Below are 23,647 nucleotides of genomic sequence, written 5' to 3'. Positions count from 1 at the left end.
ACAACCAACCAACCAAAAGTCAAACTCACGTTAAACTCCGGTTAACCAGAACGTAACCCCTATTCAAATTATCTCGTTCCTCCCAACCGGCCGAACCGCTCGGAAGCAACGGATGGAAATATAACCACGAACGTAAACAGCACACAAACCAGCAGGTCATCGCTGGTTTAGTGGTACGCAGCAATCGGCCCATGCGGACCTTCAATCACCTGCACCGGGGTATTGAAAATTTCGGTGAGCAAATAGTCGCGCATGATCTCCTCCACCGTGCCGAAGGCAAAGACCTGCCCGTCCTTGGCAGCGCAGATGTAGTCCGCGTAGCGGGCCGCGAAGTTGATGTCATGCAGCACGATCACGATGGTCCGGCCAAACTCGCGGGCTGCGGAATGCAGGTGCTGCATCATCTCCACGGAGTGGGAGATGTCCAGGTTGTTCAGGGGCTCGTCGAGAAGCACGTAGTCCGTCTCCTGGCAAAGCACCATGGCCACATATGCGCGCTGACGCTGACCACCGGAAAGCTGGTCCAAATAGCGGTGCTCGAGGTCGCGCAGCCCGAAGAAGTCGATGTAGCGGGAGATGATCTCCTCGTCCTTCTCGGTCAGCCGCCCGCCCGAGTACGGGAAGCGGCCGAAGCCGACGAGCTGACGCACGGTCAGGCGAGTGACAAAGTGGTTTTCCTGCCGCAGGATGGAGACCACTTTGGCCAGCTCCTTCGGGTTTGTGGAGGATACGTCCATCTGCCCGATGCGCACGGAACCGGAATCCAGCGCCAGCAGTCGGCCGATCATGGTCAGAAGTGTCGACTTGCCGGCGCCATTCGGCCCCACCAAGGCGGTGATGCCGCCGGCCGGGATGTTAAGTGAGACCGGCCCGATGGCGGTGTCGTCGCCGTAGGCCTTGCTCACCTCGTTGAGCTCGATCACAGTCTCCCCTTCCGTAGGACAACGATGAGGAACGTCAGGCCGCCGACCAGCTCGATGATGATGGAGACGACGCCCTGGGCGTAGAAGATGTGGTTCATGACGAAGTACGCGCCCGCCAGAATGCAGTAGCCGAGCAGCGCTGCCATGGGGAACACGTATCGGTGGTCGTAGGTGTCCGCGAACTGGTACGCAAGCGTGGCCACCAGGAACCCGAGGAAGGTCATCGGCCCGACCAGCGCGGTAGAGACCGCCATCAGCACCGAGACCAGCACCAGCGTGAACACCGCGTGCTTTTTGTGGTTCACGCCCAGGTTCACCGCCACGTCGCGGCCGAGGCCGAGCACGTTGAGCCGGCGCGAGTTCACGTACATCAACCCGGCAGCCACCAGCACCAACGGCACTGCCAGCGGGTAGTAGGCCGGGTCCGCGTTGTTCACCGAGCCGAACAACCGGGCGGTGAGGACGTCAAACTCGCTGGGCGTGAGCAGGCGCTGCATGAACGTCGATACGCTGCCCAGTCCCCCTCCGAGCACGATGCCGACGAGCAGCATGGCGTGCATGTTCGGGTTGTCGCCGGCGAGCAGCCACGTGTACAGGATCAGGCTCAGCCCCACCATGAGCACGAGCTGGATCACAAACATCTCCAGCGTACGGGCGTTATTCAGCCCGGCTGCGCCGAGGAAGTACACGGTTGAGGTGTGAATGGCCACGTACAGCGACTCGAACCCCATGATGGACGGGGTGATGATGCGGTTGTTCGTCACCGTTTGGAACGCCACCGTGGCCACGGCCTGGCAGAGCGCCACCATCGCCATGGCAATGACGGAGTTCAGGCGGCGCTGCGCGATCAGCCAGTAGCCGCGGGTGCCAAAGTCCATGGGGTTACCCCAGGACAAAAGGCCCGCGGTGAACAGCAACGCGGCCACCACCAGCGCGCCTACGACTAGCCAGTAGCGCCTCTTGCTTTGCGACGTCTGGAACGCCCCGACCTCACGCATTCCGGCCCCTCCTGACAATCAACGCGATAAACACGGCAGCTCCAACCACGCCGAGGATCACGGACACCGGCATCTCGAACGGCGCGATGACGATGCGTCCGAGCAGGTCGCACAGCGTCACCACCCCGATGCCGGTGAGGCAGACCCAGGGCAGGTTGGACCGGAGGTCGTCGCCACGCAGCATGCTCACGATGTTGGGGACGATGAGCCCGAGGAATGGGAGGTTGCCCACGACAACCGTGACCACGCCGGTGGCCACCGCGACGAGGCTGGTGCCCACGAGCACGATGCGGTTGTAGTTCAGGCCGATGTTGGTGGCGATGTCCTCGCCCAAACCAGCGGCGGTGAGACGGTCGGCGTAGAAGAACACGGCGATGACCACGAGCAGCACGACCCAGAGGATCTCGTATTGGCCGGCGATCACGCTGGTGAACGAACCGGCGAACCAGACCCCGAGCGACTGCAACAGGTCAGTCTGCAGCGCGATGAAGGTCGACACCGCGCTAACCACCGCGCCGAGCATGATTCCTACAATGGGCACCACCAGGCTGGAGCGCAACGTCACGCGCCGCAGGAACGCGAAGAACACCATGGTGCCGATGAAAGCGGCGCCGACGGCGAGCAGCATGCGCGTCATCACGGAGCCGTCCGGGAACAGCAGAAACGACGCGAGCAGCCCCAGCCCGGCCCATTCGGTGGTGCCGGTGGTGGTGGGTTCGACGAATCGGTTCTGGGTGAGCATCTGCATGATCAGCCCGCTCATCGCCATCGCCGCACCCGCGAGTACCAGCGCGATCGTGCGCGGCACGCGGGTGGCGCGGAACATTTCCCAGCCGTCCTCGGTGCCCAGGATGTCGTACTGCCCCACCATCAGCGACGCGGCGAGGAGGGCTAAAACAAGGACGACACCCGCCCCGAGCTTCCAGTCCAGAAGCTTGGGACGGGTGGTGGTCGTTGTGTCAGTCATCGGAGACAGACTACTTGCCTGCCTCGAGCTGCTCGGAGATCTGGTTGAGAATCTCGGTGTAGGTGTAGATGGACTCGTTGGTGTAAGTGTCCGCCGGGGCGACGTAGACGTGGCCGTCCTTCACTGCGGTGACGTTCTTCAGCGGCGCGGAGTCGTTGATCACGGACAGCGCTTCCGGGGAGTCGGTGATGGACTTCACGCCCGCGTCACGGTCCAGCACAAGCAGCCAGTCCGGGTTGGCGCTGGCGATGGCTTCGACGGAGATGTCGTCGCCCTGGTGGTCGTCGGAGGCGTTCGCCACCTCGAGCGCCGGGGTGAAACCAATCAGGTCGAACAGCGGCCCCCACACGCGGCCCACGCCTGGGGCGACGTAGCCGATCTCGCCGCCGGAGACGTTCAGCGCCATGACCTTCTGCTCCGGGTCGTAGGCGTTGCGGGCGCGCTGGACAGCCTCGGTGAATTCCTGAACTGCCTGCTCGGCCTCGGCTTGCTTATCAAAGACGTCGCCCAGCTCCAGGGTCTGGCGGATGAGCTCGCGGTCAATCGGCTCCCCATCGCGCGGCTCGAAATCCAGCAACGTGGCGTCCGGGACCAGCTTCTGCAGTTCGTCGTCGTATTGCTCGAAGCGCTGGCCGGAGATGATCACGTCCGGGTTTGCGGCGGCGATGGCCTCGAGGTTCGGCTCCTTGTGGTTGCCGATGTTGACGATGTCCTCGTCGTCCGCGATGCCCGGGATGGAATTGGGCACGATGTCGCGCGGCGCGGCGACGGGCTTAATGCCCCAGGAATCCAGAAGCTCGAAGGAGCGGTTATCCAGGGCGACCACCCGCTTCGGCGGGGTGGGCACGGTCTTCTCGCCGTAGTTGTCGGTGACGGTCACGGTGCCTTCGGAAGCATCATTGCTTGCCGACGCCCCTTCGGTCGCCACCGATTCCGAACCAGCGGCGGCATCCGTGCCGGACTCACTGGTGGAGCATGCGCCCAGCGCGAGGGCGCCTGCCGCAACGAGAGCGATGAGAGGGGTACGGGAGAAACGGGTCACGGTCGTCCTTCCTTTCGGTCCATAAGGTAAGGGTTACCTGACCCACATTAGGCTAACCAAACATTGCCGCCAAACCCGGCCCCCACAGAGCCTCCCCCAAACGCAGCACGAAGCCCCAGATCACCGTTGCGGCCTGGGGCTTTCGCGTCGCTCGAACAAATTACTGGTAGTCGCGGCCGTGCATCTTTTGAAGCTCAATGCCGTGGCCCTGGCCCGCGAGGAACAGGGTTGACGCGTCGAGCTGGAACAGCTGCGGATTGGACTGGAGCACCATCTTCAGGTCGTCGGCGTCTTTCTGTGCACCCGGCTCGCACGCCATCTTGGTCTCGGTGAAGTCGCTGAGGTGCAGCGCGCCGGTGTTGTCGATCTGGTACTTGGCGGTGCCGGAATTGCAACCGTCGTTCAAGTGGAGCACACCATTTTCCCGGAAGTCCAGGGTGATGTTGGTGTTCTTCTTTGCCTGCAGCGTGGTGTCCAGTGCAGCGGAGAGGCGCTCGTCCTTGAGCTGGTCTGCCCCCTCTGGGAGCTGCTGGATCAGCTCGGAGCCAGCTGGGTTCTCCGGTGCCGGCGTCGGGGCCGGTGCGGGTGTGCCGCCGAGGTCACCGAACAGGTTCGAGCTCATCTGCACAAATTGGTCGACGCTGGAGGCTTCAGGGCGCTCCTGGGCGTCGGCAGCTCCGACGCCGAGCAGGCCACCCGTGAGGGCGACAACTGCGGTCGTTGTGGACAACTTCCTTAGGGTCTTGATCGAAGTAACCATGGCCATCACGCTACCGAGCGATTTCAGGCGAACAAGGGGCTCAAGGGAACTTCAATGCAACTCCACACTCGCGTGTACAAAGCTCATAGCTTCGCCATACGCACTAGCGCTCTGCAAAAACCAAAAACCCGCTGCCCAGAGGTGGGTAGCGGGAGGTGTAAGTGTCGTGGATTAGTTCGCAGCCGCCTTTGAGAATTCGATGGCCTTGCCCTGGGCCGCCAGGGCGATCGTCTCGTTGTCGAAGCGGTACACCGACGGGCTCGAACGCAGGATGGACTTCAGCTCGTCCGCCTTGTTCATGTTGGTCGGGTCGCACAGACGCTGCGTCTGAGCAATGGCCCCGACCTTCACGGCACCGGCGCCGTCTATGGAGTACCCGGCGCTACCGGCGTTGCAGCCGTCAAAGAAGGACAGCTTGCCGTCCGGGCCGAAGGTGACCGTCATGGACGCGTCACCCTTGACTGGCAGTGGCCCCTCCAGGGCAGCCTTCGCCTTCTCTGCGGGCAGCGGCTTCGCACCCTCCGGCAGGTTCTTCAGCAGCATGTGGGACCCACCCTTGTTAATCACGGAGCCGCTAAACGCAGACCAGCCCATCTGCGTCCAGCCTTCAATGTCGGCGGGACCGTTGGAAGACATCTGCGCGTTGGCGGTGCCTGCGCCAATAAAGCCGCCGGCGAGGGCGGCGAAAGCAGTTGCTGCGGACAACGTCTTTACAGTCTTTGAGGTCATGGGCGCCAACCTACCTGGTATTTCGCAGCATAAAAGGGCCCCAACAAAGCTTTTAAGCAACCTGGACACTCCTTTAACCCAACGGTCAGCCAGTGCTAGGGCGACCTAAAAGAACACCACCTCGTCGCGCTCCAGCCACGCCCCCTTGCCGCTTTCAGAGTCCCAACAGGTCACGCCGGTTTCTTCCACCGCGCACACATACGGACCGTGGTTGACCACTTCGCCGTACTGCACAACCTCGGCGGATTCGCTGCCTGGGGGCCACACGGAGTCGTCGTAAAGCGGCGGCTCAGTTTGCTCGCGCGGGTAGCCGCCGAGGATTTCCATCATCCATCTCGGCGTCCCCAGCTCACCGATGCCGAATTGCTCGCTTTCCATAAAGGACTTCACGCCGCAGTCGAACATCGGCTCGTCCGCCAGGTTAATCATGCAGCCGATGTTGCCGGACGGGGTAACAAACAGCGCGTTTTGCACGGGGTTATCGCCGATGCTCTTGAGCGTTCTGATCGGCCGAGCGTTGTCCGGGACGGGGCCGCCTGCACCCGGGTACGCCAGCGGGGCGCCGGGGATTCCGCCTTGCTTCTCGACGTGCTCCGCCTCCCCCGCCGCAGCAGCATCAGCTTGTTGCGCTGGCTCCTCAGGCTCCGGCGCTTTCGCTTCCGGCGCCTCCACAGTCTCGGTCACCGTGACATGCTCAGCCTCGGTCGCACCGCTGCAGCCGACGACCAAGAAGGTCGTGGCGACGAGTGCTGCGACGGCGTTGCGGTTCATGCCACCGGAGATTAAAGCCCGATGCTTCGGCGCTGTTTTAAGGAGACGTAAAAATCCCTGCGACCGCCCCGCGAACCCTGAGCAAGCCCTCCTGAGTATGCGCTAATTTGGGCCTCACTCTGGGGCTCTTGCTCAGGGTCTGTCGCGCTGCCCGACGCGGCCCGTGACAATCTGCGGATGAGGCACTACCCTCCTTGTTGATACGTCACCAAAAAGGAGTGTCGCGCAATGAAGGCATTCGGTTTCCTAAGCTTCGGCCACTACGCTTTCGCCGGCCAGCGCGGCCCGTCCGCGGAGAAAATCGCCAAGACCCACCTGGAGATCGCCCAGGCCGCCGATGAGATCGGCGTGAACAACGCGTCCTTCCGCGTCCACCACTTCGTGCCACAGGCCTCCGCCCCGATGCCGCTGCTGGGGGCTGTCGCGGCCACCACCAAGAACATCGAGGTGGGCACCGGCGTGATCGACATGCGCTACGAAAACCCGCTCTACCTCGCCGAAGAAGCCGCCTCCCTGTACCAACTTTCCGGCGGCCGCGTGGCCTTGGGCGTCTCGCGCGGCGCCCCCGAGGTGGCGGTGCGCGGCTGGGAGGCCTTCGGCTACAAAGGCGAAGCCCCCAATGGCGCGGATGTGGCGCGCGCCCACCTGGAAACCTTCATGGCCGCGGTGGACGGCAACGGCTTCGCCACCGCCGCACCCCTTGACCGCCAGTACCCCAACATGTTCCAGCCCGGCTCCTCCCTGCCGGTCTTCCCCATGGCACCCGAGCTGCGCAAGCACATCTTCTACGGCTCGGGCACCCACGCTTCGGCGGAGCAGACCGCCAAGGACGGGCTGAACCTAATGTCGTCCACCCTGGTTTCCGAGACCACCGCCGAAACCTTAGGCGAGATCCAGGCGGACCAGATCGCCCGCTACCGCGCAGCCTGGAAGGAAGCGGGCCACGACTGGACCCCACGCGTGTCGGTGTCTCGCTCCATCTTCCCCATCGTCGACGGCGCCGACATGCAGCGATTCGGCATGCAGGCCTCCGGCTCCGACCAAGTTGGGATGCTGCCTGACGTGGGCGCTTCCACCTTCGGCCGCACTTACGCCGCCGAGCCAGACAAGCTCATCGAGCAGCTCAAGGCCGACCCAGCCGTCATGGCCGCCGACACGCTACTGATCACCATCCCCACCGGCATGGGTGTGGACGTCAACGTGAAAATCCTGGAAAACTTCGCCACCCACGTCGCCCCCGCGCTGGGCTGGCAGCCGAACACCGAGGGCCCTGTCGCCGGTTACCCGATCGACTAGGTCCCGGGCCTCGGCGGCATGACTACCATGACGGCCCATAAGGACGATCCCTAGATCTTCCGACGCCCCCGACCGCCAAAAGCTCTCCTCCAAGGACCCAAACCGTAATGCAGGATCCAAGCGCACCTCTCACGACGCACACCGACTCCACCGGCGATTTCGTCATCTACAACACGGAGGACGGACGGACCGAGGTCCAATTACGCCTCATTGAGGGCTCAGTCTGGATGACCCAGGCCGAAATGTCAGAGCTTTTCGACATCAGCCGTTCCGGTGTTAGTGAGCACCTTAAATCTATCTTCAACACTGGTGAACTTAATCGTGATGAGGTTGTTCGGAAATTCCGAAAGGAGCCAGGTCACGCAGGGTATGGACGCACCCTAGAGCATTACAATCTCGACACCATCATGGCCGTCGGATTCCGCGTACGTGGCCCACGCGGCAACCAGTTCCGCACTTGGGCAACTACCGTCCTCAAGGAATATCTTGTTAAAGGCTTCGCCCTAAACGACGAGAAGCTGAAAGACCCCCTCGGCGCGGATTACTTCGACGAGCTCCTCGCACGCATCCGGGATATCCGCTCCAGCGAGGCGCGACTCTACTTGGAGCTGCGCAACATCATTGCCCTCGCTGATGACTACGATGCCAGCAGCAAGACCACTCACCGCCTATTCGCGAAGATCCAGGACAAGCTCCACTACGCCATCACAGGCAACACGGCAGCCGAAATCATCGCCACGCGCTGCGATCCGTCTGCTGACAATCTCGGTCTGACCAGCTGGAAAGGCGAAGTGGTCCGCAAAGGTGACGTGACCACTGCGAAGAACTACCTCACGGATGATGAACTGCGGAGGCTGAATTACCTCGTGTCTGGTTTCCTGAACTATGCCCAGGACCAAGCCGAACGCCGCAAGGTTGTTCACATGTCGGACTGGCTGACCAAAGCAGACCAGTTCATCGAGTTCAACGACTACGAACCTCTGAACGACCACGGTCGCATTTCGCGAAAGGACGCGGACAAGCTCGCCGAGGACCGCTACGGTCTCTATGACCAGGGGCGCAAAGAAATCGAGTTCCGCGAAGCAGACCGCAGCCTCGTCGAGGCACTTCAAGAAGCGGATCGGAAACTGATCTCCCAAAGAAAACGTCTCCAGCCCCGCAGAAAGTCTGACTGAGCCACGCAACGGTAAAGCGGACGTTCTACCAGGTAAAACGTCCGCTTTAGTGGAGCCGCCGGGAATTGAACCCGGGTCCTTCATCACCGCGCCAGGGCTTCTCCGTGCGCAGTTCGCACGTTGTCTCTCATCGACCCTCCGGATCAGGCGAACATGTCCGGATGACGGGCCCAGTCAGTGAAAGGTGTCCCTTCCAAGGCCCCACTGACAGAGCCGGAAGGCAAGTCCCCTAAGTCGACGCCAGGTACCGGGTCGGGGACATCCCCGGCCTGACGGACACGCAGGTCGCTGGACCTTTTATTTAGGCAGCGAGGGCGTAGTCACGCTGAGAGTTCTTCTCTGCGTTTATTAGTTACAGCGACGCTTACGGTGGTCTCCTGCCTGCACCGGCACGCTTCCCCTGGCTAAGTAGATGAAGTCGAAACCAGAATCGACCCCTTCAACTACGAAGAAACGTAGGAGCTGGAACTTTACCGCAAGCGACCGAGAAGCACAAGAGGCTTTACGACGTCAACGCCGGACGCACCCGGAGGAACTCCACCACGGCGTCCGGGCCAGCGTCCACGGCGAGGCGGGCCGCCTTGGCCACCTCGTCGGCCGCCATCTTCGGCCTGCCGTTGTCGCCGGCGAGCATGTCGGTGTCGGTGCGGCCCGGGTGCAGGGAGGTCACGCGCACCTTGCCGGCCTCCTCCTGCGCCAGGGATTCGGTGAAGCCGCGCAGAGCGAACTTGGACGCGCAGTAGGCCGAGTTTTCCGCGATGCCGTGGAATCCGGCGCCGGAGTTGATGGTGATGATCAGGCCGGAGGAGCGTCGCAAAGCGGGAAGCAGCACGCGGGTGAGCGTGACGGGGGCGAAAAGGTTGACCTCCATCATCTCGCGCCACTTGTCGTCGGTGAGCTCGTCAAGCGGGCCGCCGTCCATCACGCCGGCAGCGAGGACGAGTACGTCCAGCTCCTCAATGTTGGAGGCCGCTTCCAGGATGGCGCCGGTGTCGGTGAGGTCTGCCTCGAAGGGCTCTGCGCTGGGCAGTGAGGAAACGATGTCGGAGGCGTCCTTCGACGCGCCAGCGTAAATGTGGTGGTCCTTGCCTAGGTCCTCGGCGATGGCGCGGCCGATGCCGCGGGATGCTCCAGTAATCAGTGCCTTCTTCATAGGCACCCACCGTAGCGAAACTAGGCCTTGATGCCTTTCAGCTTGCGCCCCAGTTCGCGGGTGATCTCCCGGTCCTCGGTGCGGCGCTTGATGTCGCGGCGCTTGTCGTAATCCTGCTTACCCTGGGCAAGGCCCAGCTCGACCTTCGCGCGGCCGTCCTTGAGGTAGAGCGACAGCGGGATCAGGGTGCGGTTGCCGTCGCGGACCTTGCCCTCCAGCGAGTCGATCTCCCGGCGGTGCAGAAGCAGCTTGCGGGTGCGCCGCGGCGGGTGGTTGGTCCAGTGGCCGCGTGAGTACTCCGGGATGTGCATGTTACGCAGCCAGACCTCGCCGTTGTCGATGGTGGCAAACGCCTCCACCAGCGAGACCTTGCCTTCACGCAGCGCCTTGATCTCGGTGCCCTGCAGCACCAGCCCGCACTCCCAGGTGTCCAAGATGTGGTAGTCATGCCGAGCTTTCCGGTTGGTGGCAAGCACACCGGTGTTGGAAAGCTTCTGCTTCTTTTTCTTCTTGGACATAAGGCAGACAAGTCTACTACTTGCGCACGTAAGAGCGAAGCGCCACCTGCGCAGCTAGCCCGCCCAGCACCATGGCGACGAGGCCGACCAGCGGCATCACCGCCCACACGGTGCTGTCCGGCACGCGTGCGATGAGCTGGTTGGCGTACAGGTCCCCCAGCAGCGGGTCCACGATGAGCTGCTTGCCGGCCCACACGCCGATGGTGGCCAGCACCGCGCCGATAAGCACAGACAGTACGGCCTCCAGCACGAACGGCGCCTGGGTAAACCAGCGCGAGGCACCCACCATGCGCATGATGCCAATTTGCTCACGGCGGTTGAAGGCGGCCAGCTGCACCATGTTGGAGATCAAAAACACCGCGGCCAGCGCCTGCGCCGCGGCGACGGCGAAGGCCACGTTGCGGAACGTGTTCAGCGTCCCGGCGGCCGAGCGCACCGTGTCCGCCTGATCGGAGATGACCTCCACCTGCTCCATGTCGCGGATCTTGTCCAGCGGCGAGGTGTCCGTCGGGTCCGCCAGGCGCACGTGCAGCGCCGCCGGCAGGGCGTCCGGGGCGGTTTCGCGCACCAGCTCCGGCTCGGATTCCTGGAACAGTTCCTTGAAGCGCTCGTAGGACTGCTCGCGGGAGCGGAAAGTCACCTGCTCGACGCGGTCGTCCGCCTGCAAGGTGTCGCGAACCTGCTTGCAGCGGTCCGAGGAGCAGTCCTGGTCGCTGGCGGAGATGTCCTCGTCCAGCTCCACCATCACCTCGACGCGGTCCAGGTACAAGTCTTTCGTCTGCGAGGTGGCCTTGGAAATCAGCACACCGGTGCCCACCAGCACCAGCGACAGCGCGGTGGTGATGATCAGCGCGATGGTCATGGTGAGGTTGCGGCCAAGGCCTTTGACACCCTCACGGAAAACAAACTCCCAGTTCACGGCTACCTCCTCACGTCCCCGTACACGCCGTTTTCCTCGTCGCGCACGATCTTGCCCAGCTGCAGTTCAACCACGCGTTTGCGCATCTCGTCCACCGCTCGCGCGTTGTGCGTGGACATGATCACTGTGGTGCCCATGCGGTTAATGCGGGCGAGCAGCGCCATGATTTCGTCGGCGGTGCCGGGGTCGAGGTTGCCCGTTGGTTCGTCGCAAAGCATGAGCTTGGGCTTATCCACGAAAGCTCTCGCAATAGCCACGCGCTGCTGTTCACCGCCGGACAGCTCCCGCGGCATGCGGTTGGCTTTGGCGCCGAGGCCGACGAGCTCGAGCGCGTCGGGGACGAGTTTGGCGATGCGGTTTTTCGGCTTGCCGATGACCTCGAGCGCGAACGCGACATTGTCGTAGACGCTCAAGTTCGGCAGCAGGCGGAAGTCCTGGAACACGTAGCCGATGGATTGGCGCAGCTTATTCACCTGCTTGCCGCTGAGGGTGTTGACGTGGAAGTCGTTGAAGAAGATGTCGCCTGAAGAGACGTTTTCCTCGCGGATCAAAAGCTGCAGGAATGTGGACTTGCCGGAGCCGGACGCGCCGATGAGGAACACGAACTCGCCGTCGGGGATGTCGAGCGTGACGTCGTCGAGCGCGGGGCGCGTGGACGTCGAGTACGCCTTGGTCACATGGTCGAATCGGATCACGCGACACACCTTACCTGTTACTGGTGTGACTGTAGTGGTTGCTGGCGGTGGGCCGACAGACGGGGACGCGCGCCCCCAGACACATCGCGGCGGAATCTGTCAGTCGGAACCCATCGCCCCAGGTCGCCGCAAGAGGCGGCCGTAATCTGTCAGGACCCCACGCCAAACCACCCCAGCAAGCCCCACATCGGGCTGCAACCTTTTCAGACCGTTGTGGTGCTGTGCGTGCTCACCCTGATCAGCATGAAGATCCTGCCGGAGACGAAGGGCATCGATCTCCGCGACGCCTAAGGGCTTTACGCCTCCTGCTGCTGCGCCATGCGCCAGCGGATGCCGGCCTCTAAGAACCCGTCGATGTCGCCGTCGAGGACCTTCTGCGGGTCGCCGACCTCAAAGTCGGTGCGCAGGTCCTTGACCATCTGGTACGGGTGCAGGACATAGGAGCGCATCTGGTTGCCCCAGCTGGCGTTGCCGCCGGCGCCGAGGGCATCCATCTCGGCCTTTTCCTCCTGGCGCTTCTTCTCCAGCAGCTTGGACTGCAAGACGTTGAGAGCCGAAGCCTTGTTCTGGATCTGAGACTTCTCGTTCTGGCAGGTCACCACAATGCCGGTGGGGATGTGGGTGATGCGCACTGCGGAGTCGGTGGTGTTCACGCTCTGCCCGCCGGGGCCAGAGGAGCGGTAGACATCGACGCGGATGTCGGAGTCCGGGATGTCAATGTGGTCGGTCTGCTCCACCACCGGCAGTACCTCCACCTCGGCGAACGAGGTCTGGCGGCGCGCCTGGTTGTCAAAGGGCGAGATGCGCACGAGCCGGTGCGCGCCCTGCTCAACCGACAGTTGGCCGTAGAGGTACTCGCCGTGCACCACGAAGGTGGCGGATTTGATGCCGGCTTCTTCCGCATAGGAGATGTCGTAGATGTCCACCTTGTGGCCTGCCTTTTCGGCCCAGCGGGTGTACATGCGCATGAGCATCTCGGCCCAGTCCGCCGCGTCCACGCCCCCGGCGCCGGAGCGGATGTGCACCACGGCTTCGCGGGCGTCGTACTCGCCGGAGAGCATGGTCTGCACCTCCAGCGAGTCAATCTGCGCGGCGACGTCTGCCAGCTCCTCGTCGGCCATGGATGCGTCGCCTTCTTCTTCGGCGAGTTCATACATCACCGGCAGGTCGTCGATACGCGAGCGAAGCGAGGCGACCTTCTTTAAGCGCCCCTGCACATTGGACAGCTCGGTGGTGACCTTTTGCGCGTGCGCTGGATCGTCCCAAAGCGACGGGTCCCCGGCTTGCGCCTCCAGCTCGCGGGCGCGCTCGCGCAGGACGTCCAGGTCCATCACCTTCTCAATGGTGGAAAGTGTGGAGCTTAAGTCCTTGATCCGCGTCTGAGTTTCCGGCTGCATAGGGGCAAAGTCTAGCGAACCGCCTGACGCGGCCACCAAGACGGGATACAGTGGCCTGCGACCCAACACGGGCGCCCGGGGCACCGGGCTGAGATCGCGCTGATGCCGGCGCGAGCACCGTTCGAACCTGTCTGGTTAGCACCAGCGAAGGAAGGAGAAGGTCGTGGTACACGACATCTATGCCCATGAAATCCACCCGAAGCACTCCTACGCCCCGATTGTGAAAGACGGGCTGGAGGTTCCGGAGACTGCGATCCAGCTGGATGATTCCCCCACCGGGCCGAACGAGCCGTTCAAGATCTACCGCACCCGCGGCCCGCACGCGGAGCCGGAGGTGGGCCTGCCCAGCCTGCGCGGCGAGTGGATCACCGCCCGCGGCGATGTGGAGGAATACGCAGGCCGCGAGCGCAATTTGCTTGACGACGGCCGCGCGGCCGTCAAACGCGGCGCCGCCAGCGAAGAGTGGCGCGGCGAGTCCCGCACACCGCTGCGGGCCAAGGACGGCCAGCGCGTGACCCAGATGGCCTACGCGCGCCGCGGGGAAATCACCCGCGAGATGGAGTTCGTGGCGCTGCGCGAGCACTGCGACGTGGAGAAGGTGCGCGAAGAGGTCGCCGCGGGGCGTGCGATCATCCCGAACAACGTCAACCACCCGGAAAGCGAGCCGATGATCATCGGCAACGCGTTTTTGACCAAGATCAACGCCAACATCGGCAACTCCGCGGTGACCTCCTCCATCCGCGAGGAGGTGGACAAGCTGCGCTGGGCCACCCGCTGGGGCGCGGACACCGTGATGGACCTGTCCACCGGAGACGACATCCATGCCACCCGCGAGTGGATCCTGCGCAACTCCCCCGTCCCTATCGGCACCGTGCCGATCTACCAGGCGCTGGAGAAGGTGAACGGCATCGCGGAGGACCTGACTTGGGAGATCTTCCGCGACACTGTGATCGAGCAATGCGAGCAGGGCGTGGACTACATGACCGTGCACGCCGGCGTGCGCCTTCCGTATGTGCCGCTGACCTCCAAGCGCGTCACCGGCATCGTCTCCCGCGGCGGCTCGATCATGGCCGGGTGGTGCCTGGCGCACCACAAGGAGTCCTTCCTGTACGAGAACTTCGACGAGCTGTGCGAGATCTTCTCCCGGTACGACGTCGCATTCTCGCTTGGCGACGGCCTCCGCCCCGGCTCCGTGGCCGACGCCAACGACGCCGCCCAGTTCGCGGAACTGAAAACCATCGGCGAGCTGTGCAAGCGCGCCTGGGACTACGACGTGCAGGTGATGATCGAAGGCCCCGGCCACGTGCCGCTGGACATGATCCAGGTCAACAACGAAAAGGAAGAGCAGTGGTGCGGCGGCGCGCCGTTTTACACGCTCGGCCCCCTGGTCACGGACATCGCGCCGGGCTACGACCACATCACCTCTGCCATCGGCGCGGCCAACATCGCGGCCGGCGGCACGGCGATGCTGTGCTACGTCACCCCGAAGGAGCACCTGGGCCTGCCCAACCGCGACGACGTGAAAACCGGCGTGATCACCTACAAAGTCGCCGCCCACGCGGCCGATGTGGCCAAGGGCCACCCGGGCGCGCGCGACTGGGACGACGCAATGAGCAAGGCCCGCTTCGAGTTCCGCTGGCACGACCAGTTCGCCCTGTCCCTGGACCCGGAGACGGCGCAGTCCTACCACGACGAGACGCTGCCGGCGGAGCCTGCGAAGACAGCGCACTTCTGCTCGATGTGCGGCCCGAAGTTCTGCTCCATGCGCATCTCGCAGGACATCCGCGACGAGTTCGGCGACCAGATCGCGGACCTTGGCATGCCGTCGTTCGACTTCGACGCCGACTCCCCGGCCGCATCCTCCGACGCGCGTGAGGGCGAGCAGGAGATGGCGCGCGAATTCCGCGACTTGGGCTCGAACGTGTACCTCAAGGAGGGCGAGGACTCTCCGGCTGCGCCATAATGGCCGCGTGACTGACACCCAAGCGTTTATTTCTGACCACCGCAACGATTCCGACGCCGAGCTGGCCGCCGCGCTCGTGCGCCACGCCGGCCAGCTGGCGCTGCGCATGCGCGCCGAGGGCCTGAACGCGGAGATGAAAACCTCTGTCTCCGACGTGGTCACGGAAGCCGACCGCACCGCCGAGCGCTTCGTGGCCGAGGCGCTTCAGGCCCTGCGCGGCGACGACGGCGTGATCGGCGAGGAGGGCGCTTCCCGCCCGTCCGCCACCGGCCGCACGTGGGTGATCGACCCGGTGGACGGCACCTACAACTTCTCGCAGGGCTCGGATTACTTCTGCTCGGCGCTCGCACTTGTAGACGACAACTCCGCCCACTCCCCCGCCATCGGCGCCGTGCACCGCCCCGCCACGGACACCACGTGGATCGCGGCGGACGGCGTGGCCACGCGCGACGGGGTGGAGCTTCGGGGGCTGGCGGAGTCGTCGCTAGGCGAAAGCGCTGTGGTGACCTACCTGCACCCAACGTTTATGGCCGACGACGATGTGCGCGAGGCGTGGCTGCGCGTGATTTCGGGCGCGGCGACGATGCGCATGATGGGCGCCGGTTCTGTTGACCTGTCGAATCTCGCGTCCGGGCAGATGGGCGCGTGGCTGCAGCACACCGTGCCGGACTGGGATTGGTTGCCGGGCAAGGCGCTGGTCGAGGCCGTCGGCGGCCGGTGCACGAAAGTCGAAGCCGGTGGCGTGACCTGGTGCGTTGCCGGTAACCCGCGGATCGTGGACGAGATCGCCGAGCGCCTGCGCGGCTAGCTGCTCGGGCTATGGCAGGCGGAAGCCGCCCGGGATGTCGCCGAGCACGGCGTCCATGCGCAGCGCACCCGTCGGCGCGTGCAGCGGGCCCTGCAGCGGGGTGCGGCAGGCCACGTTGAACGGCGGGCCCCAGATACCGCCGTTGATCATGCCGATCACGCGGTCGCCCACCATCAGCGGCGCGCCCGAATCGCCTTGCATGGCGCAGACCTGGTTGGTGTTGCGCTGCTCCCAATCGGTGTAGGTGTGGCCACAGGTGGTGCCGGAGGCCACGCCGGTCTTGCACACCACGCCGCCCGGCTTCACCGGTGCGCCGCCCAGGTGATTGACGGTCACGCCGTTGTAGGAGCGGGTGACCTCGGCGTTGTCGGCGAGCGTGATCACGGCGTAGTCCAGCTCGCGGTTAACGTGCGTGATCGTACCGGTGCGGCCGAGCTGCCAGGAGTCCGCGGAGCGTACGGCGTCGCCGACGTTGCCGCAGTGGCCGGCGGTGACGGCGATTTTCTCGCCCCGGTCGTTGTAGCCGGCCGCCGTGGTGGTGCACATTACTTCCTTGCCGGGCTCGGAGCCGACGTAGAGCGGGGTGCTAGGGCCGTAGAGGGCGCGGCCGCGTCGCATCGCCTCATCGGACTCGGCCGGAGTGCGCGGGGCGTCGAAGAAGGAGCCGGGCACGCGGTGCAGGACTTTGTCCGCCATGGGCTTTCCGGCCAGGGCTTTGGACACCGGGTCGGTGCGCCACACGTAATTGAGCAGGTCGCCCACCGGCGCCTCCGCCTGCTGGGCGTGCGCCGCGGGGCTGCCGATAGCCGCTGAGGTGGCAATTAGAAACGCGGCGGTAAGCAGGCGGGCGGCGGACGAGCGGCGCATGGCAACCCCAATCACATTGGCAACATGAGTATCAACAGAGACATTCAACCACATCCTTTTCCTCCGCGCGTAGGCATTGCGCGCAGCTACAGTGTGGCCATGACGCAATCGCCAAAACTGACTGGACACCTCGCCAACTTTGAACCGGCCATCGACGCCACACGTCAAAAGCGCGAGGACCTCTACAAGTGGTTCCACCAACACCCGGAGCTTGCGATGCAGGAGGTGGAAACGTCCACACGCATCGCCGAAGAGCTCGCCGCCATCGGCTACGACGTCACGCCAGTGGGCGCGACCGGCCAGGTCGGTGTACTACGAAACGGTGACGGCCCGACGGTGTGCTTCCGCGCCGACTTCGACGCGCTGCCGATCGCGGAGGACACCGGCCTCGACTACTCCGCAGACCCGGCACTGGGGCGCATGCACGCCTGCGGGCACGACATGCACACTGCCGCCCTGTTGGGCGCGGCGGAAGTACTTGCCCAGCACCGCGATGCGTGGTCCGGCACCTTCATCGCCTTATTCCAGCCCGGCGAGGAAACAGGAGCCGGCGCGAAAGACATGAAAGACAGCGGGCTGGCCGACACGATCCAAAAACCCGACGCGGTCTTAGGCCAGCACGTCGGCACGATGATGGAGGGCTACGGCGTGGGCGCTCTCGCTGGCCCGGTGCTTGCCACGTGCGTGCAGACCAAGATCACTATCTACGGCTCCGGCTCCCACGGGTCCATGCCCCACACCGGCATCGACCCCGTGGTCATTGCCGCGAAGATCATCTTGAGCCTGCAGACCATCATTTCCCGCGGCGTGGATCCGCAGGAGATGGCGGTGCTCACCGTCGGCGCGGTGCACGGTGGTGATTCTCCGAACACCATCCCGGATTCGGTGGAGCTGAAGGTCTCCACCCGCACCTACACCAACGAGATGTCCGAGAAGATCAACGCGGACATCGCACGCATCGTGCGCGGCGAATGCGAGATTGCCGGCTGCGAGCGCGAACCAGAGTTTGAAATCGTTGGTTCGGCGCCGGAGTTCTGGAACGACGAGGACACCACGGCGACAGTCATGGCCGCGTTTACAGAACAGTTCGGCGAACAGACGCGAGACTTCGGACGCCTGTCCGGTTCGGAGGACTTCCCCACCATCGCCAACGCGTGGGGCGTGCCGTATTTCTACTGGGTGGTCGGCAGCAACAGCGACCCGGACGCCCCTTACAACCACTCGCCAAAGTTCGCGCCCGACCTCGATCCGGTGCTGGATTTGTCCACCCGCGCGATCATTGCCGGCATCTCCCCGTGGCTCATGAGGGGCTGAGGCGGTACCTTGAGCGCATGCACGAAGCCGCTAACGCCGAACAGCACCAGCCCCAGCAGCAGCGCCCCCGCCTGATCGTCCCGGATCTGGCGCGCGGCACCGCCCTTTTGGGCATCGCGATGGCGAACGCCGCGCAGGCCTGGGTTATCAACGATTGGTCGGAGGACCAGTCCCGGGTGGGCTGGTCCGTGGGCGGTGTGCGCCCGGACAGCGTGATCGACCAGGTAAGCGCCGTCTTCGCGGCCATGTTCATCCACGTGCGCGGCCTGCCGATGTTCTCCACGCTGCTGGGCTTCGGCTTCGGGCTGGTGGCGGCCAGCTTGTACCGCAAGCACTACCCCGCCAAACAAGCCCGCCGCGTGCTGTACCGCCGCTACGGCGCGCTCGCACTGTTCGGTGTGGCGCACATGTTCCTGCTGTTCTACGGCGACATCATGTTCAACTATGGCCTCGTGGGCATACTGCTCGCCGCGATGCTCACGCTCAGTTCAAAAACGCTGCGCATCATCGCCTACACCATCCTCGGCCTGTTCACAGCTTTCGGCGTCGCTGGCGGCATCGCGTCGTTCTACTTCGACGCGTCCGGCGGCTTCAACCAGACCGAACCCACCGTTACCTTCGACACTTTCGGGGAGTATTTCTCGTCCAACCTGGACATGGCGCTTGGGCTGCTGGCCGTGCAGCCGTTCGCTGCGGTGCAACTGTTATCGCTTGCCATCATCGGCTACGTGTGGGCGCGGGAGCAGGTGCTTACCGACGTCCACGCGCACCGCCGCACCCTCATCACCTGGAGCATCATCACCGGGCTGATCATCCTCTGCGTCGGCCTGCCCTGGGGCTTAGCCGCCGCGGGCGTGCTGCCGGACGAGTGGGAGCTGCCACTGTTCGTGCTCAACCAGGCGCTCGGCTACCTCACCGGCCCGGGCATCCTGGCGCTGCTCGCGCTGGCCACGCACGAGCTGAATAACCGGGTCCCGGGTTGGGCGCGCGCGTTCGTGGCGCTGGGCAAGCGCTCCATGTCGGGGTATCTCGCGCAGTCGTTCCTCTTCATCGCTATTTGCACCCCGGCGTTTTTGGGCATCGGCCTGGACGCCTCGGTCACCGGCAAGCTCATCATCGGCTTTGTGGTGTGGCTGATTAGCCTGTTGCTGGCGGTGGCACTGGATCGGGCGGGCAAGCAAGGCCCGTTCGAGTGGGCACACCGCCACCTCTCCTACGGCAAGACGGGAAGGATTGAGCCGAAATATGATCAGCCTCAAATCACTGCATGAGATGACACCTATGCAGGTCCACCAGCTGTACAAGCTGCGTGTGGACGTATTCGTGGCCGAGCAGAACTGCCCCTTCAACGAGATCGACGACCAGGACGCCCACCCCGACACCCGCCACATCCTCGTCTTCGACGGCGACACGCTGGCCGGCTGCGCCCGCGTCTTCCCCACCGAGGACGGCTCGCGCTTCGGCCGGTTTGTGGTTCACCCCGATTTCCGCGGGTCCGGCCTCGGCCCGGAGATCGTGCGCACCGGCGTCGCATACACCGAGCGCTTCGACGGCGACCTCATCGTGGAGGCCCAGTCCGGCCTGGTGGGCTACTACGAGCAGTTCGGGCTCGTCGCCGAGGGCGAGGAGTTCCTGGACACCGGCGTCCCGCACAGAAAAATGCGGCTGGCCCGCTAGGGGCTCAAGCCGCATCGTTGCAGGTAAAACTGCTACTGGTCGGACCTGCGGTCGTCGACAAGCGTGTCGTTCTCGCCGCTGCGATCCAACCTGAAGCCCTCCGGGAACTTCCAGGAATCGTCCTCCGCGTCGTACTCCAGCTCGGGACGCTCGACCTCGTTGCCTTCCGAGTCGTAACCCGGGGCCGGCTTGTTCTCGCCCTGCTCGAGCTTCTCTGCGGTGTCGGTCTTCTCCCAGGTACGGGAGCGGGTCTTGCGCGCGGCGGCGGAGTCGTCGTTCATCGCCTTCATCAGCGAGTACATCATGACGAAGTACATGAAGAAGAACGGCAGCGCGATGATGATCACCACTTGCTGCAGGGCCTCAATGCCGGAGTCGTTGATGAACAGCAGTGCGCCGGTGACCAGGCCCACGGCCACGACCCAGCCCACGCGGTAGAAGGTGGGCGACTTGTTCTCCTCGCCGGAGGCGAACATGTCCATCACCAGGGCGGCGGAGTCCATGGAGGTGACAAAGTAGAACACGATCACCACCAGCGCCACGGTGCCGGTGACGGCGTACAGCGGGTAGTCCGCGAGCAGAGTGAACAGCGCCTGCGGGGTATCGCCCTCCTCCACCACCGGGGTGGTGAGCACGCCCGGATCCTGCTCCTCCATGTCAATGGCCGCGCGGCCGAAGATGGAAAACCAGATCAGGTCAAAGGTGGTGGGCAAAAGCAAGGTGCCGCCAATGAACTCGCGCACGGTGCGGCCGCGGGAGATGCGAGCGAAGAACATGCCCACAAACGGCGACCAGCAGATCGTCCACGCCCAGTAGAAGGCCGTCCAGGTGGCGTGCCAGCCCGGGTTGTCGTTGTAGGAGTCCACCCAGAACATCAGCTCCGGCAGCGACTGCGCGTAGATGCCGAAGGACTCGGTGATCTGACCGAGCAGCTTCAGCGTGGGGCCGGTGAGCAGCACAAAGATCATCAGCAGGATCGTGCCGGCGATGTTCAGGTTGGACAGGATCTTCACGCCCTTGTCCAGGCCGGTGGCCACGGAAATCGAGGCGGCGAGGGTGATCGCGCAGATGATGCCGATTTGTACGGGGGTGACCAGTGGGACGTCCCAAAGAATGTTCATGCCCGCAGAAATCTGCAGCACGCCCAGGCCGACCGACACGGCGAGGCCGAAGACGGTGCCGATGATGCCCAGCGCATCGAGCAGCTTGCCCGGCGCGTCGTAGACCTTGCCGCCGAGCAGCGGCGAGAACATCGACGACATACGCGCCGGCATTTTGCGCTTATACACGAAGTACCCCACGGCCAGACCCGGCAGCGTGAAGATGACCCACATGTGGATGCCGAAGTGGTAATAGGTGAACTGGAACGCCTGGATAATCGCGTCGCGGCTCATGGAGTCGTAGCCCCCGCGCGGCGGGTTGTAGGCGTGGTTCAGCGGCTCGGCCGCACCCCAGAACATCAGGGTCGCGCCCATGCCTGCGGCGAAGAGCATGGCGAACCAGACGGGGTAGGAATACTCCGGCTCGTCGTCGTCATCGCCTAGGCGCAGATTGCCGTAGCGGGAGACGAACACCACGATGAGGAAGACCAGCGTGGCCGACACACCGCCGACGTAGAGCCACGTGAAGTGGTCCATCAGCCAGCCGGAGACGGCCGCGTAGGTCTCACGCGCCTGGTCGCCGAACGCCAGCGTGGCGGCGACGAACACCAGGACGAAACCCAGCGCAGAGAAGAAAATAAGGGGATCAGATTGCAAACGGCGTGTACGCGCCATGCGTGGTCCTATCTAGGGTTTTGGTCTGGTTAGCGTCCGGGCTTGATCAGCGTGCCGGCGAGAGAAGACGTGACGGCGGATCCCACCAGCACGCCGACGGTGTAGAGGATCCCGGTCACCCCCAGCATCTGCAGTAGCCAACCGAAAAACAGCGCGCCAACGACGGCGCCGGCGATTGCGACGACCCAACGTCCCATAGTGAAAACCTTCCTTAGCTTTAATTTGCGGTGTGTTCGAACCACGGTACCGATTTGCTAGGCTCAGCCCCCGGAACACGGGCTTGAGAGGGATGAAAACCGTGGCTGATACCGAGCAAAAACTCCTCGAACGATTCATGTGGCTTTCCATCGCCGCAGCAGTGCTGACCATCGTGTTGAAGGCCACCGCTGCCTGGGTGACGGGCTCTGTGGGCTTTCTTTCAGACGCCATCGAATCCGGCATCAACCTCATCGCCGCCGCGGTGGGCCTGTGGGCGCTGAAGCTGTCGGCGAAGCCCGCGGATGCCAACCACCACTTCGGTCACGCCCGAGCCGAGTACTTCTCCGCCCAGGTGGAGGGCTCCCTGATTCTCCTGGCATCCGTGGCCATTATTTTCACCGCCGTGGACAGGCTGCTACACCCCGTGCCGGTGGAGCAGCTCGGCATCGGCCTGGTCTTTTCCGTCGTGGCCACCGTGATCAACGGCGCGGTCGGCGTGGCGCTCATCCGTGCGGGCAAGAAGTACCGCTCCACCACTCTGGATGCCGACGGTCACCATTTGCTCACCGACGTCTGGACCACCGTCGGCGTCATCGTCGGCATGGCGTTGGTGTGGCTGACCGGCTGGCAGCCCCTCGACCCGATCGTGGCACTAATCGTGGGCGCGAACATCATGTTCACCGGCTACAAGCTGCTCAAGGGCGCAATCCTGGGCCTGCTGGCGGAGTCGCTGCCGAAGGAAGAAAACCAGATCGTCCACGCCTACCTGGACGAGTACGCCGCCGCCAACGGCGTGAAGTTCACCTCAGTGCGCACCACCGCCGCCGGCCGCGAGCGCATGGTCAACCTGGTCATGCAGGTCCCCGGCGACTGGACGGTCGCCCGCGCCCACGACCGCGCCGACGAGGTGGAGGTCGGCGTGGCCGAAGCCCTCGGCGGCGCGGAGACGATCGTCCACGTGGAGCCGCTGGGGCACCCCACCCGCACCGGCCCGCTGACGGTATAGGACCGCGCTGTTAGTCTCGCAGCCATGTTCGCCGCACTGCTCATCGCCGAGGTTGCATTTTGGGGGTGCCTCTTCCTTGGCTTGCTCGCGCGCTACACCTTCCAGCAGCCGAGAATCGGCTTGTGTCTGCTCGCAGCGACCCCGGCAATCGACTTACTGCTGCTCATCTACGCGGCCTTCGATTTGCACAACTCGGGCCAAGCCGACTTCTTCCACGGTTTCTCGGCGTTTTACGTGGTGTTTTCCGTCGTGTTTGGGCGGGATCTCATCGACATGATGGACCGGCGGTTCTCGGGCGCCGAAGACAAGCCGAAGCAAACGGGCAGCTTGGGCAAGTGCGTGCTCGCCAGCGCCATCACTGCGATTGTTTTGGTCGGGCTCATCGCGATCACCGGGAAGGCAGGAAGTTTCTGGCTGCTGTACTGGCTAATCGCCGTCGCATTCACACCGCTGATGTGGTGGGGACTCGATCGCTGGAATGCGCGTCGCGGATCGAAGTAGCAACCCGCGCGGATCTGCTAGTTCCCTTTTTGGCCAACTAGCAGATCAAGTGTCCAACTTTGTGTTTGCCCAGGTGTTATTGGAACTGAACCCCAGCAACAGCGTCATCTGCTAGTTCTGTCATGTCTTGACACTTTTTGGACATGGAGTCTGGTGAGTTTTTGGACGCGGAGTCTGGTCACTTATTGGACATCA

At 63.9% G+C, this 23,647-nt stretch carries 24 protein-coding genes and 1 other RNA gene; 9 read left to right on the top strand and 16 right to left on the bottom strand.

Annotation, left to right across the window (positions count from 1 at the left end; translation table 11 throughout):
* Nucleotides 1-167 precede the first annotated feature (167 nt).
* From NUW87_RS10585 to NUW87_RS10555, 7 genes are all read right to left on the bottom strand, one after another.
* Entirely contained in the window at nucleotides 168-923 is a 756-nt protein-coding gene (locus NUW87_RS10585; protein ID WP_269028477.1) for an iron ABC transporter ATP-binding protein, read from the bottom strand.
* Complete coding sequence (locus NUW87_RS10580) at nucleotides 920-1,921, bottom strand: iron chelate uptake ABC transporter family permease subunit (RefSeq protein WP_070844857.1); 1,002 nt, start codon at nucleotides 1,919-1,921, stop codon at nucleotides 920-922. The genes NUW87_RS10585 and NUW87_RS10580 overlap by 4 nt, the downstream gene beginning before the upstream one ends.
* Nucleotides 1,914-2,888, bottom strand: a complete 975-nt coding sequence (locus tag NUW87_RS10575) for an ABC transporter permease (RefSeq protein ID WP_239218427.1) — start codon at nucleotides 2,886-2,888, stop codon at nucleotides 1,914-1,916. The genes NUW87_RS10580 and NUW87_RS10575 overlap by 8 nt, the downstream gene beginning before the upstream one ends.
* 10 nt (nucleotides 2,889-2,898) lie before the next feature.
* Nucleotides 2,899-3,930 carry a siderophore ABC transporter substrate-binding protein gene (locus tag NUW87_RS10570; protein ID WP_239218429.1) on the bottom strand — a complete coding sequence of 344 codons (1,032 nt, stop codon included), beginning with the start codon at nucleotides 3,928-3,930 and terminating at the stop codon, nucleotides 2,899-2,901.
* Nucleotides 3,931-4,090: 160 nt separating this feature from the next.
* The gene (locus tag NUW87_RS10565; protein WP_269028475.1) at nucleotides 4,091-4,690 is read right to left on the bottom strand and encodes an META domain-containing protein; all 600 of its coding nucleotides are present in this window, start codon (nucleotides 4,688-4,690) and stop codon (nucleotides 4,091-4,093) included.
* A 171-nt stretch (nucleotides 4,691-4,861) separates the two neighbouring features.
* On the bottom strand, nucleotides 4,862-5,419 hold the full coding sequence (locus NUW87_RS10560) for an META domain-containing protein (RefSeq protein ID WP_269028474.1): 558 nt from the start codon (nucleotides 5,417-5,419) through the stop codon (nucleotides 4,862-4,864).
* Between the two features lie 105 nt (nucleotides 5,420-5,524).
* Nucleotides 5,525-6,190, bottom strand: a complete 666-nt coding sequence (locus tag NUW87_RS10555) for a hypothetical protein (protein WP_269028472.1) — start codon at nucleotides 6,188-6,190, stop codon at nucleotides 5,525-5,527.
* Between the two features lie 228 nt (nucleotides 6,191-6,418).
* Here NUW87_RS10555 and NUW87_RS10550 point away from each other — a divergent pair, with 228 nt between their 5' ends.
* Nucleotides 6,419-7,486, top strand: a complete 1,068-nt coding sequence (locus NUW87_RS10550) for an LLM class flavin-dependent oxidoreductase (protein WP_269028471.1) — start codon at nucleotides 6,419-6,421, stop codon at nucleotides 7,484-7,486.
* A 107-nt stretch (nucleotides 7,487-7,593) separates the two neighbouring features.
* The gene (gene rhuM, locus NUW87_RS10545; protein ID WP_269028470.1) at nucleotides 7,594-8,661 is read left to right on the top strand and encodes a RhuM family protein; all 1,068 of its coding nucleotides are present in this window, start codon (nucleotides 7,594-7,596) and stop codon (nucleotides 8,659-8,661) included.
* 47 nt (nucleotides 8,662-8,708) lie between these two features.
* Here the strand turns inward: rhuM and ssrA are convergent.
* From ssrA to prfB, 6 genes are all read right to left on the bottom strand, one after another.
* Nucleotides 8,709-9,099, bottom strand: a transfer-messenger RNA (tmRNA) gene (ssrA, locus tag NUW87_RS10540).
* A gap of 64 nt (nucleotides 9,100-9,163) precedes the next feature.
* Nucleotides 9,164-9,814 (bottom strand): SDR family oxidoreductase, encoded by a 651-nt coding sequence (locus NUW87_RS10535; protein WP_239218439.1) that lies wholly within the window; start codon nucleotides 9,812-9,814, stop codon nucleotides 9,164-9,166.
* A 20-nt stretch (nucleotides 9,815-9,834) separates the two neighbouring features.
* Nucleotides 9,835-10,332 (bottom strand): SsrA-binding protein SmpB, encoded by a 498-nt coding sequence (gene smpB, locus NUW87_RS10530; protein ID WP_239218441.1) that lies wholly within the window; start codon nucleotides 10,330-10,332, stop codon nucleotides 9,835-9,837.
* 16 nt (nucleotides 10,333-10,348) lie between these two features.
* Nucleotides 10,349-11,251, bottom strand: coding sequence for a permease-like cell division protein FtsX (ftsX, locus tag NUW87_RS10525; protein WP_239218443.1), 903 nt, complete (start codon nucleotides 11,249-11,251; stop codon nucleotides 10,349-10,351).
* Between the two features lie 2 nt (nucleotides 11,252-11,253).
* Complete coding sequence (ftsE, locus tag NUW87_RS10520) at nucleotides 11,254-11,946, bottom strand: cell division ATP-binding protein FtsE (RefSeq protein ID WP_194560921.1); 693 nt, start codon at nucleotides 11,944-11,946, stop codon at nucleotides 11,254-11,256.
* Between the two features lie 296 nt (nucleotides 11,947-12,242).
* Complete coding sequence (prfB, locus tag NUW87_RS10515) at nucleotides 12,243-13,343, bottom strand: peptide chain release factor 2 (protein ID WP_269028468.1); 1,101 nt, start codon at nucleotides 13,341-13,343, stop codon at nucleotides 12,243-12,245.
* Between the two features lie 163 nt (nucleotides 13,344-13,506).
* Between prfB and thiC the strand changes: the two genes are divergently transcribed.
* Together thiC and NUW87_RS10505 are read left to right on the top strand one after the other, a co-directional pair.
* A complete protein-coding gene (gene thiC / locus NUW87_RS10510) occupies nucleotides 13,507-15,306 on the top strand; it encodes a phosphomethylpyrimidine synthase ThiC (protein ID WP_336296924.1) in 1,800 nt (599 codons plus the stop codon).
* A 7-nt stretch (nucleotides 15,307-15,313) separates the two neighbouring features.
* Complete coding sequence (locus tag NUW87_RS10505) at nucleotides 15,314-16,114, top strand: inositol monophosphatase family protein (RefSeq protein WP_269028467.1); 801 nt, start codon at nucleotides 15,314-15,316, stop codon at nucleotides 16,112-16,114.
* A 9-nt stretch (nucleotides 16,115-16,123) separates the two neighbouring features.
* On the opposite strand, the gene NUW87_RS10500 is transcribed toward NUW87_RS10505, so the two are convergent.
* On the bottom strand, nucleotides 16,124-16,981 hold the full coding sequence (locus NUW87_RS10500) for a chymotrypsin family serine protease (RefSeq protein WP_239218451.1): 858 nt from the start codon (nucleotides 16,979-16,981) through the stop codon (nucleotides 16,124-16,126).
* A 99-nt stretch (nucleotides 16,982-17,080) separates the two neighbouring features.
* Between NUW87_RS10500 and NUW87_RS10495 the strand changes: the two genes are divergently transcribed.
* From NUW87_RS10495 to NUW87_RS10485, 3 genes are read left to right on the top strand one after another with little or no spacing between them, the layout of a single operon-like run.
* The gene (locus NUW87_RS10495) at nucleotides 17,081-18,295 is read left to right on the top strand and encodes an amidohydrolase (protein ID WP_269028466.1); all 1,215 of its coding nucleotides are present in this window, start codon (nucleotides 17,081-17,083) and stop codon (nucleotides 18,293-18,295) included.
* Nucleotides 18,296-18,312: 17 nt separating this feature from the next.
* The gene (locus NUW87_RS10490; RefSeq protein WP_269028465.1) at nucleotides 18,313-19,566 is read left to right on the top strand and encodes a DUF418 domain-containing protein; all 1,254 of its coding nucleotides are present in this window, start codon (nucleotides 18,313-18,315) and stop codon (nucleotides 19,564-19,566) included.
* A 1-nt stretch (nucleotide 19,567) separates the two neighbouring features.
* Nucleotides 19,568-19,972, top strand: coding sequence for a GNAT family N-acetyltransferase (locus NUW87_RS10485; RefSeq protein WP_246815181.1), 405 nt, complete (start codon nucleotides 19,568-19,570; stop codon nucleotides 19,970-19,972).
* A 32-nt stretch (nucleotides 19,973-20,004) separates the two neighbouring features.
* Here NUW87_RS10485 and NUW87_RS10480 read toward each other — a convergent pair whose 3' ends face one another.
* Complete coding sequence (locus NUW87_RS10480; RefSeq protein WP_269028464.1) at nucleotides 20,005-21,747, bottom strand: BCCT family transporter; 1,743 nt, start codon at nucleotides 21,745-21,747, stop codon at nucleotides 20,005-20,007.
* A 29-nt stretch (nucleotides 21,748-21,776) separates the two neighbouring features.
* Nucleotides 21,777-21,944 carry a glycerol dehydrogenase gene (locus tag NUW87_RS10475; RefSeq protein ID WP_239218461.1) on the bottom strand — a complete coding sequence of 56 codons (168 nt, stop codon included), beginning with the start codon at nucleotides 21,942-21,944 and terminating at the stop codon, nucleotides 21,777-21,779.
* Nucleotides 21,945-22,081: 137 nt separating this feature from the next.
* On the opposite strand from NUW87_RS10475, the gene NUW87_RS10470 reads away from it, so the two are divergent.
* Both NUW87_RS10470 and NUW87_RS10465 read left to right on the top strand, forming a co-directional pair.
* Complete coding sequence (locus NUW87_RS10470) at nucleotides 22,082-22,951, top strand: cation diffusion facilitator family transporter (protein ID WP_377734985.1); 870 nt, start codon at nucleotides 22,082-22,084, stop codon at nucleotides 22,949-22,951.
* Between the two features lie 24 nt (nucleotides 22,952-22,975).
* Nucleotides 22,976-23,452: a hypothetical protein gene (locus NUW87_RS10465; protein WP_269028461.1), complete on the top strand. Its 477-nt coding sequence runs from the start codon at nucleotides 22,976-22,978 to the stop codon at nucleotides 23,450-23,452.
* Nucleotides 23,453-23,647: the final 195 nt, after the last annotated feature.

The sequence above is a fragment of the Corynebacterium pilbarense genome (assembly GCF_026930265.1).
GTDB classification, from domain to species: Bacteria; Actinomycetota; Actinomycetes; order Mycobacteriales; family Mycobacteriaceae; genus Corynebacterium; species Corynebacterium pilbarense.
The sequence above is the reverse complement of the archived record's forward strand: the minus strand, read 5'-3'. Positions and strand labels throughout refer to the sequence as shown.

Excerpts from the sequence above, each read along its gene's own strand:
- NUW87_RS10580 (WP_070844857.1), bottom strand. The coding sequence starts at position 1,921 with ATGCGTGAGGTCGGGGCGTTCCAGACGTCGCAAAGCAAGAGGCGCTAC.
- NUW87_RS10575 (WP_239218427.1), bottom strand. The coding sequence starts at position 2,888 with ATGACTGACACAACGACCACCACCCGTCCCAAGCTTCTGGACTGGAAG.
- NUW87_RS10565 (WP_269028475.1), bottom strand. The coding sequence starts at position 4,690 with ATGGTTACTTCGATCAAGACCCTAAGGAAGTTGTCCACAACGACCGCA.
- NUW87_RS10560 (WP_269028474.1), bottom strand. The coding sequence starts at position 5,419 with ATGACCTCAAAGACTGTAAAGACGTTGTCCGCAGCAACTGCTTTCGCC.
- NUW87_RS10555 (WP_269028472.1), bottom strand. The coding sequence starts at position 6,190 with ATGAACCGCAACGCCGTCGCAGCACTCGTCGCCACGACCTTCTTGGTC.
- NUW87_RS10550 (WP_269028471.1), top strand. The coding sequence starts at position 6,419 with ATGAAGGCATTCGGTTTCCTAAGCTTCGGCCACTACGCTTTCGCCGGC.
- rhuM (WP_269028470.1), top strand. The coding sequence starts at position 7,594 with ATGCAGGATCCAAGCGCACCTCTCACGACGCACACCGACTCCACCGGC.
- NUW87_RS10535 (WP_239218439.1), bottom strand. The coding sequence starts at position 9,814 with ATGAAGAAGGCACTGATTACTGGAGCATCCCGCGGCATCGGCCGCGCC.
- smpB (WP_239218441.1), bottom strand. The coding sequence starts at position 10,332 with ATGTCCAAGAAGAAAAAGAAGCAGAAGCTTTCCAACACCGGTGTGCTT.
- prfB (WP_269028468.1), bottom strand. The coding sequence starts at position 13,343 with ATGCAGCCGGAAACTCAGACGCGGATCAAGGACTTAAGCTCCACACTT.
- NUW87_RS10500 (WP_239218451.1), bottom strand. The coding sequence starts at position 16,981 with ATGCGCCGCTCGTCCGCCGCCCGCCTGCTTACCGCCGCGTTTCTAATT.
- NUW87_RS10495 (WP_269028466.1), top strand. The coding sequence starts at position 17,081 with ATGACGCAATCGCCAAAACTGACTGGACACCTCGCCAACTTTGAACCG.
- NUW87_RS10490 (WP_269028465.1), top strand. The coding sequence starts at position 18,313 with ATGCACGAAGCCGCTAACGCCGAACAGCACCAGCCCCAGCAGCAGCGC.
- NUW87_RS10485 (WP_246815181.1), top strand. The coding sequence starts at position 19,568 with ATGACACCTATGCAGGTCCACCAGCTGTACAAGCTGCGTGTGGACGTA.
- NUW87_RS10480 (WP_269028464.1), bottom strand. The coding sequence starts at position 21,747 with ATGGCGCGTACACGCCGTTTGCAATCTGATCCCCTTATTTTCTTCTCT.
- NUW87_RS10475 (WP_239218461.1), bottom strand. The coding sequence starts at position 21,944 with ATGGGACGTTGGGTCGTCGCAATCGCCGGCGCCGTCGTTGGCGCGCTG.
- NUW87_RS10470 (WP_377734985.1), top strand. The coding sequence starts at position 22,082 with ATGTGGCTTTCCATCGCCGCAGCAGTGCTGACCATCGTGTTGAAGGCC.
- NUW87_RS10465 (WP_269028461.1), top strand. The coding sequence starts at position 22,976 with ATGTTCGCCGCACTGCTCATCGCCGAGGTTGCATTTTGGGGGTGCCTC.